This is a genomic window from Agrobacterium sp. A3-95, assembly GCF_053521785.1.
This window is the reverse complement of the sequence record NZ_JBNWDR010000003.1, coordinates 555,123-571,683: the sequence shown is the minus strand read 5'-3', so window position 1 is coordinate 571,683 and position 16,561 is coordinate 555,123. Positions and strand designations below refer to the sequence as shown.

Sequence of the window (16,561 nt, the reverse complement as noted above, 5' to 3'; positions counted from 1 at the left end):
TTACCCAGCCTTATTCCCCGTGCGTTTCTTTCCAGCCTTCCCCGCCACATTTAACGCCACCGCCGCGCGGATCAGCGCCACCAGTGCCTCCTCGTCGATCTCATCTCCCTCGTGAAAGTCGATGGCGCGCCGCGTATTGCCCTCAAGGCTCGAATTGAACAGGCCGGCCGGGTCTTCAAGCGACGCGCCCTTCGCAAACGTCATCTTCACGGCTGTCTTGTAGGTTTCGCCGGTGCAGATGATACCGGCATGCTCCCAGACGGGCACGCCGCGCCATTTAACCTCCTCCGTCACCTCCGGATCGGCCTTCCTTATCAGCGCCCGGATGCGCGCAAGCGTCTCGCCACGCCAGTCGCCAAGCTCCGCGATCTTTCGATCGATGAGAACCGACGGTGCATTCTCCTCCGCTTCCTTGCTGTCAGTGTTTTTTGCCATAACGTCCTCCGGATTTGGCGTGCCAGTGCTCCCGCTACCAGCATAAACCAAAATTTCCTGCGCTCCCACGCGGAACCAAATCCGGCCTTCACCGTTTCTTCCCCGAACGAAACGTTCAGCATACAAAGGGAAGAAACATCATGAAAATCAACGTCATCGCTCTCGCTGCCGCAGCAGCCCTCTCCTCTTCCGTGGCTTTTGCCCAGACGGCTGCGACTGCGCCTGCTGTTGGCGCCGATGCGACTTTGTCCGGTCCCGGCATCACCATGGGCACCAAGGCTAACGGCCCGCTGAAGTTCGTCAATGTCCAGAAAACCGACCTCACCGCCTCCCAGCTCGACGGTCTGGATATCTATAACGCCCAGAACGAAAACATCGGCGAAATCGAGGATGTCGTCATCGGCGATGGCAAATCGGTGATCGGCCTCGTTGCCAGCGTCGGCGGTTTTCTCGGCATCGACAAGAGCTATGTGGTGCTCGACCCGGCCTCGGTTGCAGTCCACAACGACAACGGCACCTGGAAGGCCTATGTCGATACCACCAAGGAAGCGCTGCAGAACGCACCGAAGCTCGACTACGACAAGCTGGACGACTGATTCCCCTGCAGTCGCAAGCTTGACCCCCGCGATCCGTCGCGGGGGTTTTTCGTGTGTGGAATTTCGGCGCAGTATCCTACAATCCCTCTCTCACGGCGCTTGCCTAGCAGCCCAGCTCTCGCCTATCTTCGGCGCGCAAGACACCAAGGATCGATGCGTGCCCGCCAAAACTCTCTCTTCCCTCACCATCAGCGCTATGACGATATTGCTGAGCACCCTTCCGCTGTCAGCACAGTCAGCCGGCTGGAAACCAGCCGAGCAGATAAAAACCTATGCGATCAGCGGTGATACGGGCGGAGCGCTCTACCAGTCCATAGGCGAACGCGGCCCGACCGCCGGTGTGCAGGCCATCGCCCACACCACCTTCAAGCTGACATGGCGGCGCGATTATCGTCCGCAACCGGACGGTGCCTGCGTACTGGCCACCGCCAAGCCCAATCTCACAATCATCTATACCTGGCCGAAAGCGCCGGCCAGATTGCCGCCCGCGGTCGCCGCCAGCTGGAAAACCTTCATTTCCGGTGTGGAAACCCATGAGCGCGTTCATGGCGAGCACATTCTCGACATGGTGCAGAAGATCGAGACATTCAGCACCGGTCTGAGAGCGGAAAACGATCCGAAATGCCAGAAAGTGCGCGTTGTCCTGCAACAGCGGCTTGGTGAGCTATCCAACGAGCAACGCCAGCGCGGACGCGATTTCGACCGGGACGAGCTTTCGCCCGGTGGCCGCGTGCATCAGCTCATCCTGGCGCTCGTCAACGGTCCCTGAGAACTCTAGGGGGAAACGGCTATTCCGCCGCCTCGCCTTTCAGCAGCGGTTCGGAGAGCGGTATGCTCTCCAGCTCGTAGGAATAGCCTTCCAGCATCGTATAGGCCTGCTCGATCGCCTCTATCTGCGCTTCCGCATTGCGGATGGCTTCGGCGATGGACTGGCTGCGCGCACGCAACATGGAACTCAAAACATCGGTCTCCGGCTTTCTGCCCAGCCGGTCCATATGTTTGCGCACCCGCGTGCGGTGACGCTCCAGTTCCAGAATGTGAAAGCGGCTTTTCAGGATATCGTCGGTCAGCTTGCGGCGCATGGCGGCCACTGGGTCGAAGCTGCCTGGCTCACGCTCGTCCAGAATGAATTCGTTGACCAGAGTTTCCAGCATCAGCAGGCCTTTGAGGTCCTTGGCATCGGCAAGCTGCGGATCGTAACCGGTATCGTCGAACACCTTGCGGCGCACCGGATCCTTCAAAAGCTCGTAAGCGGTTTGCAGGCGTGCGAATTGGTCGGTATCACCCCCGCTGTCGGGATGGGCGGCTTTCGCCACCTTCCGGTAAGCGGACTTGATCGCCGCCTCGTCGGCATCACGCTCCACGCCAAGCAAAACATAGGGATCGATCACTAAAACACCTTCAAACGCAAACTGTTACCGCATGCCATACGCCACCCCCGTGCGGCTCGCGCACAGATCATAAGCGAATTCCGCCCGCGCGGCACCCCCGCGCCGGCGCAAAAGCCCTTGATCCTCAAATTTGTCGGACCCATGGCGACTATAATCACGGGCGGGACAAAATTGTGGAAAGTCATGGCAAAACACGCCCGGCCAAGCTGTCTACCCATGCGGAAAACCGTGCAACCCGCAGGTTTTACGGTGCTTATGGTGGAACGGCTCCAACGGGTGTAAGCTTGGCTTTTGGATCTGAAGGGAGGGACGATCCGATGCCGCAAACCATTACCCAGACAGTGACGGATTATGTGCACGCCATGGCCTATGCGGATGAGGGCCTGATGCGTGATGTTTTCGATCCGCGCGCCAGCATCGTCGGGACGTTTCAGGGTGAAACGGAATGGCTCTCACTGGAGGACTTCGCCGAGCAGATACGGAAAAGCGAACGCGGCCTGCCCGATCACGACCCCGTCTTCGAAATCCTCGGCATCGACAAGGAAGGCGACAGCGCGTCCGTGAAGCTGACGACCCGTTTCGACGGCATGGATTTTAGCGAATACCTGTCCTTGCTGGAGCGCGATGGCAACTGGGCAATCGTGCACAAGCTATATCACATCAAGCCATAGGCATTGTGCGAATGCAGGAATAATAGCGGGGGAAATGGCCAAGCCATTGAAAATACTGGTGCCCCCGACAAGGTTCGAACTCGTGACCCCCTGATTACAAATCAGGTGCTCTACCAACTGAGCTACAAGGGCAATCCAGTGCCTTGCCAACTATCAGATTCTCACTTCGTGTAAAGCAAAAATTGATTGCGCGCCGTTGGGAGACCTCTTTTCCACACCGTACCTGTGGGTTTCAATCACCAGGTCGCGGCAAAAGGCCTGCAAAATAAGCGAAGTATTTACGCGATGTAGCTAAAATGGCGATAATTCATAACCATCCCACCGGGAATAACGCATCGCATGCGCGCAAGCATACAGAAAATCCAACTAACCGGTACGATCGTCATAGCGGTAAGTTCCATCTTGTTGGCAACCCTTGCCGCCCTGCCGAGCGTTTCCAGTTACTTACGCTACCGGACCAATGCGCAGCAACTCAGCCGCTTCGAAACGGCCCTCCAGTCCGCATGGCTGGTATCGGCCGAGCGTGGTCCTGCCAATAATTTGATGGGCGCGTCTTCCCCCGATGCAAAACTGGTCCAGGAGCTTGCCGCAGCGCGCAAGGCGACGGACGACAAGCTGGTGGAACTCGAAAACTCTTTTGCCGCGGAAATCAGGGCGCAGCCAGAATTGGCAAAATCGCTGGTCGATACACGCCGAAAACTGGCGCAATCCCGAGAAGCGGTCGATCAGGTTGCCGCACTTCCGGAATCCGCGCGCAGCTACACGGCAATGTCCAACGCAATTTTTGCGATGTTCAAGGCGGCGGACAGCGTCAACATGCTGCGTGGCAAGACCGCTCGCGCGATCATCAAGGTAACGCCCAATGTAGCGATCGACATCGCCATGACCGGCACGGCCGGAGTGATGCGGGACCGGATCGGTCGCCTCGGTTCCTACGTGGTCATGAGCCTGCGGGCGAACAGGCAGGACAAGTTGAGCCTCCGCGCCAAATTCGACACGGAAATACAGAGCCTCACACTGCTGAAATCGTCGCTGACGAACTACACCGCCGCTTACCTGTCCACACCACGCGTCGATGCAGCGTTTCGCGATATTGAAATCTTCTATTTCGGCCAGGCGCTTCCCTATGCGCAGAATACGATTGCGATGGTGGTGCCGTCCGCGCAGCCAAGCATTCGCGAATTCTCCGAAAACTACATCAAGGGCATGCGTTCCTCGAGCACGTTGCGCGACCTTATTCTCGCCGAAACACGGGCAAGGATAGAAAGGAACAAGGAACAGGCGTTGATCTATGGTGGAACGTCTCTCCTCCTCGCTCTCATCGCGGTTCTGGTATTGCTGCGGCTTGCATCAGTTTACAGAACGGCACTGTTCCGCCCCATGCAATCCGTCCAGACGCAGATCGCCGCAATCGCCGCTGGCGATCTTTCAGGAGCCCTGTATCAGGACAAGGCGGCTCCGGAAGTGAAGAAAATGTTCGAGGAACTGGATTTCCTGCGCGAGCAGCTTCGCCAGAAGGAAGAAATGGAAAAGCAGCAGTCTGCGCTGGCCGAACAATTACGCACGCTTTCAGAAACAGATGCCTTGACCGGTGTGTCCAATCGCCGTGCGCTGGAAAAGACCGTTCGTGCCATATTGAGCGGTGAGGAGCAGTTGCAGGCGCTTGGCGTGATGATTGTCGACATCGACCACTTCAAATCCATCAACGACCGCTATGGCCATGCCATGGGCGACCTCGCGCTACAGAAGACAGCGACTCTTTTAAGAGGCGCCCTCCGTAAAAACGATATTCTGGCGCGCTATGGCGGCGAGGAATTCGTGGTCGTGTTGCAGGATGTCAGCCACGCGACGGCGACCGCCACCGCCGACCGCCTGCGCCGGCTGATTGAAGCCCAGATCATTGATGAACAAAGCGGGCTGTCACTGACGGCAAGTTTCGGCGTGGTCTGGCAGGAGGCACGGGCGATCAACAGTTGGGACGAGCTGATCGCAATTGCCGACGACCGGCTTTATGAGGCCAAGCGTGCGGGCCGCAACCGGGTGTGGGCGACCTATTTCCCCAAGGTCGCCAACGGCTAGGCGGCCCGGAGCGGCAGGTCAGATCAGATCGAGCGTCATAACGACAGGGCAATGGTCGGAAGCCTTGGGGCGGTCCCAGCCGGTGCGCGGATAACGATCCACCTCCTGCCCCGGCGGAAAGACCGTCCTGTAAGGCTGGCCAGCGCGGATGATTTCGGGAACCCTTGTCGCATTGATCTGCGCAAGATGTGGGGAAAGCCAGATATAATCGAGCTGGCAGAGATGCTGTTCCTGTGGCCCGCGCGAATGATAGAGCGTCCAGCGATCCATGACGTCACGGCGCGACATCGGATTGGTCACAAAATCATCCGCCGTGAAGATATCGAGCGCGCTCCGCTCCTCTTCGACCGGCGTAAAGCTGTAGCCGCTGCGCCGGTCGCCGGAAATCGAAATGCGTTCCTGATAATCATTCATGTCGCCGCAGATGGCAAAATTCTTGTTGCGGGTATTGTTTGCGCCCCAGCGGTTTTCGATGATGCGGCGAACGGCCATGGCTTCCGCCTCGCGAATCGGCATGGTGGCGAGCCGGGCATCTATGGCGTCACGGGCATTGGTCATGGATTTGAAATGCGTGACGTAAAGCGTCAGCGGTTTGCCGCCGATCCTCAGATCGATTTCCAGACAATCGCGTTTGAAAATCTTGTCGTCTATCTGGTTGGTCGCGGCAAGTGCGGGATTGAAGAGATCGAGATTGCGGTAGGTTAGCGCGGCGTGGCTCTTGATGTCGATGACCTCGATCTTGTCGCCGTCTCGGGTCTGCTCGCGCATGACGACGGCGACATCGATGCCGCGGCTGTCATTGCCCTCGACCAGATATTTCTGCAGATAGCCGTTGCCGACCATGCGGTAGAGATAGCCATATTCGAAAGCCTGCAGGGCCGCCATGTTGTCGACTTCCTGCAGGCAGAGAATATCGGCATCCGCATCCGCAATGGCCAGCGCCGAAAGTTGCCGCGTATCGTCTGTGGAAGAGACTGCCCGCGCACTTTCCAGCGCCTGATAGGTTGCCTCGTCCCTGATATCGAAAAGCTGGATCGCCCTGTCGCGCCGCGTCTGGTTGCGAAAACCGGTAAAGTCGAAACGGGTGAGAAGATTTTCGATATTGAAGGTGGCGAGCCGAAGCGACATGTTTCATTCCTGTTGCTGGAATGGGAGCTTAGCCGCTCCCGTTCGGTCTCGCCAGTGGCCTGTCGCGTCGATCAGATTTCCCTATTCACGATGTCGGATTTTATGTGCCGGGATATTCCCCACCCTCATTCCTGTGCCCGTCACAGGGATGAGGGTGCAAGCAAATGCTAAAGACGCCACGCCGCACGAATCGCAACCGGCAACCGGTCACCGACCGCAACCGATTCTCGAGAATAAGCCCGAAGCGCCTGCCCGTCCGGCAGGTCGAGACGCAAGGCATAACGCTCGCCCTCGTAGAGAACCGAGGTCACGGTGCAGGTGATTCCATCCGCATCCCGCACCACGTCCTGCGGCCGCACGAGAATATCCGCCCGTGGTAATTGCCCACCGTTATCCATCGCTGTGCGGAGCGCGTCCCAGTCAATATCCCGCGAAGAACCTTCCGGCATCGGCACGGAGAGAATGGCGCCCTGCCCCACCAGCGAGCCGACAAGACGCCCCTCGGGTCGTGCATAAAGCTCGGCGGGCGGCGCGACCTGAAGCAGCTTGCCCTGAGACATCACGGCGACATCGGTTGCCAGCGCCATGGCTTCCGCCTGATCGTGGGTAACATAGATCATCGTCGCGCCGGAGCGGATGTGGAACTCGCGAAAGGTCTCCTCCATCTCCTGCCGCAAATGTCTGTCGAGATTGGCGAGCGGCTCGTCGAGCAGCACGACATCGGGTTCGGTGACGAGGCAGCGAGCCAGCGCCACGCGCTGCCGCTGGCCACCGGAAAGCTCGGCGGGACGGCGGTCCGCAAAGCCTTCAAGGCGTACGGCTGCCAGCGCTTGGGCCACCTTCTCGCGATATTTTTCACCGGAAATGCCGCGCACTTTCAGGGGATAGCCGGCATTGTCGGCAACCGACATGTGCGGCCAGAGCGCATAGGACTGGAACACCATCGCCATGTTGCGCCGCTCCGGCGGCACCATGCTGCCTGCATCGGCCAGCACCCGCTCGCCGAGCAGGATGGAGCCATCGGTCGGTTGCTCGAAACCGGCGATCATGCGCAACACCGTCGTCTTGCCGCAGCCGGACGGCCCGAGCAGCGCGAGGAAACCTCCCTCACGCACCGTGAGCGAGACGTCGTCAACGGCGGGTTTCGACCCGGCTCCAAAGCTTTTCGTCAGACGATTGAGGATCAGTTTCGCCAAGGTACCACTCCTTTCGGCAGATAGCGCCCCAGAATTTCGAGCAGCAGCATGAGGAAAATCACCATGATGACGACAAGCACCGAAAGTGCGGAGGCAAGATCGAAGCTGCCGCTGTCATCGAGGTTATAGATGAGCACACCGAGCGTCTGCGTGCCGGCGGACCAAAGGAGCGCCGAAACCGTCAGTTCATTGCAGGCGATCAGGAAAACGAGGATGACGGAAGCGCCAGCCGCAGGCCCGACCAGCGGCAGGATGATGTCCTTCAACCGCCGCCAGAAACCGGCGCCCGAAAGCCTTGCCGCCTCTTCCAGCGACGGATCGAATTGCAGGAAGGCGCTGACCATCGGTTTGAGGCTGACGGCGAAAAAGGAGGAAAAATAGGCGAGCAGAATGATCCAGATCGTGCCGTAAAGCGTGATGCCGAGCAGCGGAATGGGGGCCGCGAACAACAGGACGAAGGATACGGAAATCACCACACCCGGCAGCGCATAGGGAATATCCACCAGCGCCGACAGCAGGAACATGAAGCGGCTTTTGCCGCGCACCAGGAAATAGGCGGTCAACACCGTCACCGCAAGCAGGCAAAGGGATGTGACCGTCGCCAGAAACAGCGAGTTGCGGAAGGCTGTGCGGGTCACGCTCTGCCGGTAGAGCAGCTCCTCATAGGCGTGCATCGTCACGGTCTTGAGACTGAGCGGCACGCCATAGGCGGGGGCAAGCGAGCTTGCCACCAGCGCAGCAAGTGGTGCGACCAGCATGAAGAATAGCACGAGCCAAAGGACAAGCTCAGCAACTACACGCCAGCGCGACAGCTTGAAAGTCGCGGCCTTGCCGGAAAGACCGATGATGCGATAGTCTCTGCCCTTCATTGCCCGCTCTTGCAGCGCAAGACCGGCCACGGAGATGATGGCGATCATGGTCGAGAGAATGGCGATATCGCCGAAGGTGCTCGCACCAAAACTGGCGAAGCGGCTGTAGATCAGCGTCGGCAGGGTGAAGATCGAGGCCGGAATACCGAGGATCGCCGGAATACCGAAATTGCCGACATTGGACACAAACGAGATCGCCGCCCCGGCGATCAATCCCGGCGTCGAAAGCGGCAGGATGATATCGAACAGCACGCGGCGAGGCGAGGCACCGGAAAGCTTGGCCGCCTCGATGCCATCCTGCGGCAAAGCGAGCAGGCCGGCGCGCAGCGACAGATAGACAAGCGGCGCATGCTGCACGCCGAGCAAAAGCGCGATACCGGCAATGGAATAGAGCGGCTGCGGCGAGCCCATGGGCGGCGCAAGGCCGATGGCCTTTAAAAGCGTGCTCGACGGGCCGGTCATGCCGATCCACGACAGCGCCGTCACCTGCGGCGGGATCATCATCGGCAGCATGAAGAGGAAGCTTAAGATCGACTTGCCGCGTATGTCGCAAAGCGTCAGCGCCAGCGCGAAGCCCCCGCCGATCATGAGTGAAATCAGCATGCCGAAAAAAGAGGTGGACAGCGTGTTCAGCGCCGCATCCCAAAGGGCGGGATCAGCCAGCAATCGCCATATGTCACCGTTGAGTGACGAAACAATGCCGGTATAGGCGAGCCGCCCGAGCGGCAGGGCGCTGAGCGCAAAAACGACGCTCACCACAAAAGGAAACAGCCAGCGCGGCTGGCTGTTTCCATAGGCACTTGATCGGGACATGCCGCTATATCAGCCCTTGGAGCCGAAAATATCGGAGAAGGTCTTCAGATCCTGCTCTGAGTTCTTCAGCGCGTCCGCGGCGTTTAGCGGCAGGACCTTGAGCTTGTCGCGGGCGGGGAAACCTTCCGGCATGCCAGCGTCAGCGCGCGCGGGGATGTAGCCGAGCTTGACGAAGCCCTGCTGGCCCTTTTCTGAAAGCACGTAGTCGACGAACTTCTTAGCGGCTTCCTCATGCTTGGTACCCTTGAGGATCGCGACCGGTTCGGTCACGGCCGAAACGCCCTCTTCCGGGAAGACGAACTCCACCGGGGCGCCCTTGGCCTTTTCGCGGATCGGCATGTAGTCGACGACAACGCCGTAAGCCTTCTCACCTGATGCAACCGACTTCAGCACCGCGCCGTTACCGCCGCCGGAAATGGCTTCATTGGCCTTCAGCTGCTTGTAATAGTCCCAGCCGAGGCCGTTGGCAGCGGCCAGCGTCTGCGCGTGGATCAACGCTGCACCAGAGGTCAGCGGGCTTGGCATGGTCACGAGACCCTTGGCTTCCGCCTTGGCAAGATCCTTCCAGCTCGTCGGCTTCATCGCAGCGGCAGTGTTATACATGATGCCGGTGGTGATGAGCTTGGTGGAATAATAATAGCCGTCCGCATCGTAGAGCGAGGCGTCGATGTTCTTCGCTTCCGGGGACTTGTGGGCCATAAGCTGGCCATCCTGCTTCATGCGCTCGAGTGTGACGGTGTCGGCGATCAAGAGCACGTCGGCAACCGGATTGCCGGCGCTGATCTCAGCCATCAGCTTGGCCATGATCTTCGGCGTTCCGTCACGCACCCATTCGACTTCGATACCGGGATTGGCGGCCTTGAAACCATCAACGGTCGCCTGCGCGTCCTCGTTCGGCTGGCTGGTATAAAGCACCAGATCGGCGGCATTGGCAGCGGTGGCGATGAAGCCGAGCGATACGATCGCGGTAAAAGCGGAAAGCAGCGTTTTCATAGGTCCAGTCCCTGTTGTTTCGTGGGACCGCTAAAACATGATTGCATAACATGTATGTGACAGGCAGGATTTTAGGGGTGTGATCTCGGTAGCCAAGGTGGAGACCGGGGCCTACCCCCCTCTGCCCTGCCGGGCATCTCCCCCACAAGGAGGGAGATCGGCAAGACGCTCTTTCGTCACTTAATTTTCAAACGTTGAGATGGGCGAAACCTCACCACAGGTCGATCTCCCCACCTGTGGGGGAGATGTCCGGCAGGACAGAGGGGGTAAGCCGCACCTCCGTCGCTGCCGAAAACCTCGCAACCCTCAAATCGCCGGAACCACTTCGGTCGTCTCCGCCTGGGCCGTCGCGATCAACCGGCCAAGCCGCTTCATGCCTTCCTCGATCATCGCCTCATTGGCGCAGGAGAAGCTTATGCGCAGCGTGTTCGTGCCCGAGCCATCGGCAAAGAAGGCGCGACCCGGAACGAAGGCGACCTTCTCCGTTGCGATGGATTTTGCCAGCAGTGCGGCGCCATCCATGCCTTCCGGCAGGGTGACCCAGATGAACATGCCGCCTTCCGGCTTGGTCCAGCGCGTGCCCTTCGGCATGTATCTGTCGAGCGCAGCCAGCATCGCATCGCGGCGGGCGCTGTAGGCAGCCTTGATCTTGGCGACCTGTTTGTCGAAGCCGCGCGAAGCGACACGTTCGATGGCGATCTGGTTGATGGTCGAGGAATGCAGGTCTGCGGCCTGCTTCATCAGCACCAGCTTGCGGATAACAGGCGCAGACGCGACGATGTAACCGACACGAAGGCCGGGTGCGAGCGTCTTGGAGAAGCTGCCGCAATAGATGGTGCGGGTGTTCTCGATGCCGCCCGAGCGGGCAATGTCCAGCGCCATGATCGGCGGAACCGCCTCGCCGTCGTAACGCAGCGACTGATAGGCGGCGTCTTCGATGACGGCGATATCCAGCTCGTCAGCCAGCGCCAGAACCTTTTCACGGCCGGCAAGATCAACGGTTTCCCCGGTCGGATTGGAGAAATCGGCAGAGAGATAAGCGAACTTCACCGCGCCGCCGAGCTTTGCCGCGGTTTCGCGGTAAGCTTCGGGCGTGCGGTTACCGCCGGGATTGAGCTGGTCGTAATTCGGCTCATAGGCGTTGAAGGCGGAAAGTGCGCCGAGATAGGTCGGCCAGGTTACCAGCGCGGTATCCTTCGGCGACAGGAACAGCTTGCCGAGGTAGTCGAGACCCTGCTGCGAACCGGAAACGATGAAGACGTTGTCGGCAGTGCATTCAATGCCGATCTCGGCCATTTCGCCCGCCAGCCATTCGCGCAGCGGCTTGTAACCTTCGCTCACCGAATATTGCAGCGCCGAGTTAACCTGCGAACCCGAAAAAATTTCCGCATAAGCCTGCTGGAACTCCTCTGCGGGGAAAAGAGCCGGGTCCGGAATACCGCCGGCAAAGGAGATGATATCGGGCTGCTCGAGCAGCTTCAGCAGCTCGCGGATTTCAGACGCTTTCATGCGCGAAGAGCGCGTGGCGAAAATTTGTTCCCAATCAAGCATGGGTACGTTTCCTCTTGTGTCGTTTTTATGCGTGCATCTTTACAGAAATGTCGATACGTCAGCAATACTGACTTATCAGTTTTTCGAATTATTTCTGCCTCCCTGCACGTTACCCGCATTTGGGCCCGCCTTTGGCGGACAAAGCCAAATACACCCTTGCGCAAAGCTTCACAATCTTCCGTTTGCGATTGACGCGGCAAGGTTTTCCGGCTGGATTGCGGCCACGCGCCGCGACACGGCGAAAGCATCATGGGAGTTTGACGACATGCTGAAAAATATCGACCCGGCGCTGAATGCCGATGTCCTTCACGCGCTACGCGCCATGGGTCACGGCGATACGCTGGTGATTTCCGACACCAACTTCCCTTCCGATTCGGTGGCTCGCCAGACAACGGTCGGCAAGGTGCTGCGCATGGACAACATTTCCGCCGCCCGCGCCATGCAGGCGATTCTCTCGGTGCTGCCACTCGACACGCCGCTGCAGCCTTCGGTCGGACGCATGGAAGTGATGGGCGCACCGGACCAGCTGGAACCCGTACAGGTCGAAGTGCAGAAGGAAATAGACGCGGCGGAGGGAAAATCCGCCCCCATGTACGGTATCGAACGCTTCGCCTTCTATGAACAGGCTAAAAAAGCATATTGCGTCATCACAACAGGCGAGACCCGTTTTTACGGCTGCTTCCTGCTGACGAAGGGCGTCATCCCTCCGGGCAAGTAAGATCGAACGGCAAAATGGGTCGTGTGCTAAACCCGTCATGACAATTTCAAGTTGTTGTGGCAAAAACTTCCACTAGGTTTTGTAAAACCAACCGGAGGTGTGAGGTATCATGACCCAATATGTCCTGGCGTTCTGGAATGTCGAAAACCTGTTTGCGCCGGAAGGTTATCCGGCGCGCGAACCTTGGATTGCCGAGCGACTGAAGAACGATCTGAAAGGCTGGACCGAAGATCTGTTCAAGACCAAGCTCAGGCAACTCGGTTTGATCATAAGACAGATCGGCGGCGCCGGGCCGGATCTGCTCGGCGTGTGCGAAGTCGAGAACCGTTTCGTTCTGGAGACGCTTGCGGAACATCTGAACGACCTCATGCCCGAGCGCGCCTACCGTGTGGTGCATGCAGATTCCAGCAAGGACCAGCGCGGCATCGATACGGCCTTCATCTATGACAGCAAGAAGCTACTGATCAACGAAACCGAGATTTTCAGCCATTTCGTGATGCGCCGCACCGGTACCCGCGACATTACCCAATGCACCTTCATCACCAAGGGCGGACGCCAGCTTATCGCCCTTTCCAATCACTGGCCGTCGCGCTCCGGCGGCGCGGTGGAAAGCGCCGGTTTTCGCATGACCGCCGGTGAGACGCTTGGCTACTGGCACCAGCGGATCAGGGAAGAAAAAGGAAACGACATCGCCGTCGTCGCCTTCGGCGATTTCAACGACGACCCTTCCGATGCATCGCTGCGCTATCACGCCAATTCCACCCGCGAGCGCGACGATGTCGAAAGCTCGCAATCGGCAATGTTCTACAATCTCACCTGGAACTACCTGCGCCAGCAGGTGGTGGATTCAGTCGGTACGGCAAGAACGATCTATGGCACGCTCTATTTCAACGGCGACGCCAATATCTTCGACCAGATCCTCGTCTCAAGATCGCTTCTGACCGGGAGCAGCGGCTTCGCGGTGCGCGAGGAAACCGCGAAAATTGAAGCCATTGCCGCCATGGTCAGCCACAGCAAGAATGAGGGGCCGATCCGCTTCGGCCTGTCGAAAGGCGATGCAGTCAAAAACGTCAATCTCGGTGGTTTCTCCGATCACTTTCCCGTATCGGTCATTATCGAGGAAGCCGACGCCATCGTGTGATCCTAGCCAGGCGCAATGCAGAAAGGCCGGAGCTCTCGCCCCGGCCTTCCAATATTCTGTCAAGCAATGAAGCTTAGTTGACGGCCTTGTCAACCAGCTTGTTCTTGCCGATCCAGGGCATCATGCCGCGCAGCTTTGCGCCGACTTCTTCGATCTGGTGGGCGTCGTTGTTGCGACGGATGCCCTTGAAGCGTGCGCCGCCGGCCTTCCATTCCTGCATCCACTCGGTCGTGAACTTGCCGGTCTGGATGTCGTGAAGAACGCGCTTCATTTCAGCCTTGGTGTCAGCGGTGATGATGCGAGGACCGGTGACGTATTCGCCCCACTCGGCCGTGTTGGAGATCGAGTAGTTCATGTTGGCGATGCCGCCTTCATAGATCAGGTCAACGATCAGCTTCACTTCGTGCAGGCATTCGAAATAGGCCATTTCCGGTGCGTAACCGGCTTCGACCAGGGTTTCGAAACCGGCGCGGATGAGTTCTACGAGACCGCCGCACAGAACGACCTGTTCGCCGAAGAGGTCGGTTTCGCACTCTTCCTTGAAGTTGGTTTCGATGATGCCCGAACGGCCGCCGCCAACGCCGCAGGCGTAGGAGAGAGCGAGTTCAAGTGCGTTGCCGGAAGCGTTCTGGTGAACGGCAACGAGGCAGGGCACGCCGCCGCCCTTCTGGTATTCGCCGCGAACCGTGTGGCCGGGGCCCTTCGGTGCGATCATGACGACGTCGAGCGAAGCCTTCGGCTCGATGAGGCCGAAGTGAACGTTGAGGCCGTGTGCGAAAGCAATCGCCGCACCGTCACGGATGTTGCCGGCAATGTCGGCCTTGTAGATGTCGGCCTGCAATTCGTCAGGCGTCGCCATCATCAAAAGGTCGCCCCACTTGGCGGCTTCGGCAACGGTCATGACCTTGAAGCCGTCGGCTTCCGCCTTCTTGACGGTCGGCGAACCGGCCTTCAGAGCAATGACGACGTTCTTGGCGCCGGAATCCTTGAGGTTCAGCGCATGGGCGCGGCCCTGGGAACCGTAGCCGACGATGACGACATTCTTGGACTTGATGAGATTGAGATCCGCATCACGATCATAATAAACGCGCATTTTATGGTCCTTCCCTAATGCTTGTCTCTGTGTGAACCGGAACCTCAGGCGACCTTGCCGCCCAGTTCCGAATGTACCTTTTCCGTGCCGTAGAGTGTTAGAAAGGCGACCACCGCCTTCTTTGCCCGGGCGGAAAAATCCTTGTCAGGCGCCTCGCCCAGCAGCATGCGCACATGCAGATCCGAAACGATGAGGCCGTAAAAACTGCGATACGCCTCTTCGGCGTCATCGAAACGCAGGTAACCCGAACGGCGACCCGCCTCGATCAACCCGCGGGCGCGGCGGTCGATCTGGCGACGGCCACGTTCCAGAAGAAGATCGCCAAGCTTGGAACCATCACGGCTCGCCTGCCCTATCGCCAGACGGTTGAGCGCCAACGACACATCGCCCGCCAGCACATCAAGCAGATCATGTGCGAAAACCTCGAGATGATCGGCAAGCTGCGGCGCAGACACGCGGTCGCCCGCCTTCTCGAAGGTGCGAACCTTGCTCTGCTGGAAGGTGATCATCGCAGCCAGCAGGCCGTCCCGGTCGCCAAACCATTTGTAGAGGCTTTCCTTGGAACAGTTGGCCGCGCGCGCAAGACCAGAGGTCGTCAGCGCTTTCTCGCCACCCTCGACCAGAAGACGCAATGCCTGATCCAGAACGGCGTTCTGGCGCGGCGAAAATTCCTGCGCTGTGATCGGGTCGGAGGCCACTTATTTCCACTCCAGAGGCTCGATTAATGTACCGTACGGTACGGTTCGAGCGCCATTTAAGCGGAGGCAGCTTGCCCGTCAAGCGCTTTCTTCACAGTGATGTACGAATTGACGCGATGCGGCAGCAGGATGCGCCGCACCATAATGCCGCTTTATCCGGACGCGCTTATCTCACGCGAGGCGTCGACGTCGCGTGAGGGCGACATCCCGTAAAAGCGGCTGTATTCCCGGCTGAACTGCGAAGGGCTCTGGTAACCGACACGATGGCCGGCCGTGCCTGCATCCAAGCGCTCCAGCAGCATCAGCCGGCGCGCCTCATGCAGCCGCAGCTGCTTCTGGTACTGAATGGGGGTCATGGCCGTGATCGTCTTGAAATGGTGATGGAAAGACGACACGCTCATGCCGATATGCTCCGCAAGTTCCTCGATACGCAGCTGGCGCGCGAAATTCTCGCGCAGCCAGGCGATGGCGCGGGCAATCCGATTGCCGTGGCTTCCGGCAGCGACGATGTTCATCAGCTGCCCACCCGCTGGTCCCGTCAGGATTCGATAGAGGATTTCCTGCTCGATCAGCGGAGCCATGGCCGCAATATCCGCCGGGCGGTCAAGCAGGCGCATCAGCCGGATGGCCGCATCAAGCAGCTCCGGTGTGGCGGCGTTCACCACGATGCCGCGCTGGCCGCTTACCGGCTCCTGAGGCCGCTCGATCGGCATGCGGCTCATAAGGTCGAGCAGCTTTTCGCTGTCGATCGCAAGCCCGATGCAAAAATGCGGTACTTCCTCGCTCGCTTCCACCACACGCCAGGCAACCGGCAGGTCGAGCGAGGTCAGAAGATAGTCGCCGGCCCCGTAATTGATGGTGTCCGTTCCCAGCTGAACGCTTTTCGACCCCTGGATCACCATTGCCAAACAGGGACGATAGCTGCCGTGGCACGGCGCGCTGGGTGTGGACCGGCGGCTGATGCCGAGGGTTTCGATTGCCGTCTGGACCTCGCCATCGCGGGTGGCATGCCGTGCGGCGATGGAGGCGATCTCCTGATAGAGATTGAACGGCATGGTCATCTGGGAAACCCTTTAGGGAAGGAAGCAGCGTGTCTGTTTGCATTATCTAGAAAGCCGGGCCAGTTTCCGCAAATAGCCCACCGCAATTTTTTGCAGGATCGTGCAAAAAGCTCGGAGGATCGCTCTAA

General features: G+C 59.1%; 16 protein-coding genes and 1 tRNA gene. 6 read left to right on the top strand and 11 right to left on the bottom strand.

The window, feature by feature from the left end; translation table 11 throughout:
- The gene (locus ACQZ5Y_RS12140; RefSeq protein WP_145166711.1) at window positions 1-435 is read right to left on the bottom strand and encodes a DUF1801 domain-containing protein; all 435 of its coding nucleotides are present in this window, start codon (window positions 433-435) and stop codon (window positions 1-3) included.
- 140 nt (window positions 436-575) lie between these two features.
- Here ACQZ5Y_RS12140 and ACQZ5Y_RS12135 point away from each other — a divergent pair, with 140 nt between their 5' ends.
- Both ACQZ5Y_RS12135 and ACQZ5Y_RS12130 read left to right on the top strand, forming a co-directional pair.
- Window positions 576-1,031, top strand: coding sequence for a PRC-barrel domain-containing protein (locus tag ACQZ5Y_RS12135; RefSeq protein ID WP_003513045.1), 456 nt, complete (start codon window positions 576-578; stop codon window positions 1,029-1,031).
- A gap of 157 nt (window positions 1,032-1,188) precedes the next feature.
- Entirely contained in the window at window positions 1,189-1,800 is a 612-nt protein-coding gene (locus ACQZ5Y_RS12130) for a DUF922 domain-containing Zn-dependent protease (RefSeq protein WP_026330788.1), read from the top strand.
- A 19-nt stretch (window positions 1,801-1,819) separates the two neighbouring features.
- On the opposite strand, the gene ACQZ5Y_RS12125 is transcribed toward ACQZ5Y_RS12130, so the two are convergent.
- A complete protein-coding gene (locus ACQZ5Y_RS12125) occupies window positions 1,820-2,422 on the bottom strand; it encodes a J domain-containing protein (protein ID WP_013636453.1) in 603 nt (200 codons plus the stop codon).
- A 317-nt stretch (window positions 2,423-2,739) separates the two neighbouring features.
- Here ACQZ5Y_RS12125 and ACQZ5Y_RS12120 point away from each other — a divergent pair, with 317 nt between their 5' ends.
- Entirely contained in the window at window positions 2,740-3,093 is a 354-nt protein-coding gene (locus tag ACQZ5Y_RS12120; RefSeq protein ID WP_025593977.1) for a nuclear transport factor 2 family protein, read from the top strand.
- Window positions 3,094-3,149: 56 nt separating this feature from the next.
- On the opposite strand, the gene ACQZ5Y_RS12115 is transcribed toward ACQZ5Y_RS12120, so the two are convergent.
- Window positions 3,150-3,225, bottom strand: a tRNA-Thr gene (locus ACQZ5Y_RS12115).
- Between the two features lie 207 nt (window positions 3,226-3,432).
- Here ACQZ5Y_RS12115 and ACQZ5Y_RS12110 point away from each other — a divergent pair.
- Window positions 3,433-5,172, top strand: coding sequence for a GGDEF domain-containing protein (locus ACQZ5Y_RS12110; RefSeq protein ID WP_174049718.1), 1,740 nt, complete (start codon window positions 3,433-3,435; stop codon window positions 5,170-5,172).
- 18 nt (window positions 5,173-5,190) lie between these two features.
- Here the strand turns inward: ACQZ5Y_RS12110 and ACQZ5Y_RS12105 are convergent, their stop codons facing one another.
- The 5 genes from ACQZ5Y_RS12105 to ACQZ5Y_RS12085 all read right to left on the bottom strand — a co-directional run bounded on the left by ACQZ5Y_RS12105 (window position 5,191) and on the right by ACQZ5Y_RS12085 (window position 11,722).
- Window positions 5,191-6,300 carry an endonuclease/exonuclease/phosphatase family protein gene (locus ACQZ5Y_RS12105; RefSeq protein WP_003513055.1) on the bottom strand — a complete coding sequence of 370 codons (1,110 nt, stop codon included), beginning with the start codon at window positions 6,298-6,300 and terminating at the stop codon, window positions 5,191-5,193.
- 167 nt (window positions 6,301-6,467) lie between these two features.
- On the bottom strand, window positions 6,468-7,496 hold the full coding sequence (locus ACQZ5Y_RS12100; protein WP_013636457.1) for an ABC transporter ATP-binding protein: 1,029 nt from the start codon (window positions 7,494-7,496) through the stop codon (window positions 6,468-6,470).
- A complete protein-coding gene (locus tag ACQZ5Y_RS12095; protein ID WP_025593981.1) occupies window positions 7,484-9,178 on the bottom strand; it encodes an ABC transporter permease in 1,695 nt (564 codons plus the stop codon). Before ACQZ5Y_RS12095 ends, ACQZ5Y_RS12100 begins: the two co-directional genes overlap by 13 nt.
- Before the next feature lie 9 nt (window positions 9,179-9,187).
- Window positions 9,188-10,171 (bottom strand): ABC transporter substrate-binding protein, encoded by a 984-nt coding sequence (locus tag ACQZ5Y_RS12090; protein WP_174049720.1) that lies wholly within the window; start codon window positions 10,169-10,171, stop codon window positions 9,188-9,190.
- Window positions 10,172-10,477: 306 nt separating this feature from the next.
- The gene (locus tag ACQZ5Y_RS12085) at window positions 10,478-11,722 is read right to left on the bottom strand and encodes an aminotransferase-like domain-containing protein (protein WP_025593984.1); all 1,245 of its coding nucleotides are present in this window, start codon (window positions 11,720-11,722) and stop codon (window positions 10,478-10,480) included.
- Between the two features lie 265 nt (window positions 11,723-11,987).
- On the opposite strand from ACQZ5Y_RS12085, the gene ACQZ5Y_RS12080 reads away from it, so the two are divergent.
- Window positions 11,988-12,440, top strand: a complete 453-nt coding sequence (locus ACQZ5Y_RS12080; RefSeq protein WP_003513061.1) for an RbsD/FucU family protein — start codon at window positions 11,988-11,990, stop codon at window positions 12,438-12,440.
- 109 nt (window positions 12,441-12,549) lie between these two features.
- On the top strand, window positions 12,550-13,581 hold the full coding sequence (locus tag ACQZ5Y_RS12075) for an endonuclease/exonuclease/phosphatase family protein (RefSeq protein WP_019565331.1): 1,032 nt from the start codon (window positions 12,550-12,552) through the stop codon (window positions 13,579-13,581).
- Window positions 13,582-13,654: 73 nt separating this feature from the next.
- On the opposite strand, the gene ilvC is transcribed toward ACQZ5Y_RS12075, so the two are convergent.
- From ilvC to ACQZ5Y_RS12060, 3 genes are all read right to left on the bottom strand, one after another.
- On the bottom strand, window positions 13,655-14,674 hold the full coding sequence (gene ilvC, locus ACQZ5Y_RS12070) for a ketol-acid reductoisomerase (RefSeq protein ID WP_003507583.1): 1,020 nt from the start codon (window positions 14,672-14,674) through the stop codon (window positions 13,655-13,657).
- Between the two features lie 44 nt (window positions 14,675-14,718).
- Entirely contained in the window at window positions 14,719-15,372 is a 654-nt protein-coding gene (locus ACQZ5Y_RS12065) for a TetR/AcrR family transcriptional regulator (protein ID WP_003513063.1), read from the bottom strand.
- 152 nt (window positions 15,373-15,524) lie between these two features.
- Complete coding sequence (locus tag ACQZ5Y_RS12060) at window positions 15,525-16,433, bottom strand: AraC family transcriptional regulator (RefSeq protein ID WP_038491507.1); 909 nt, start codon at window positions 16,431-16,433, stop codon at window positions 15,525-15,527.
- Between the last annotated feature and the right edge of the window lie 128 nt (window positions 16,434-16,561).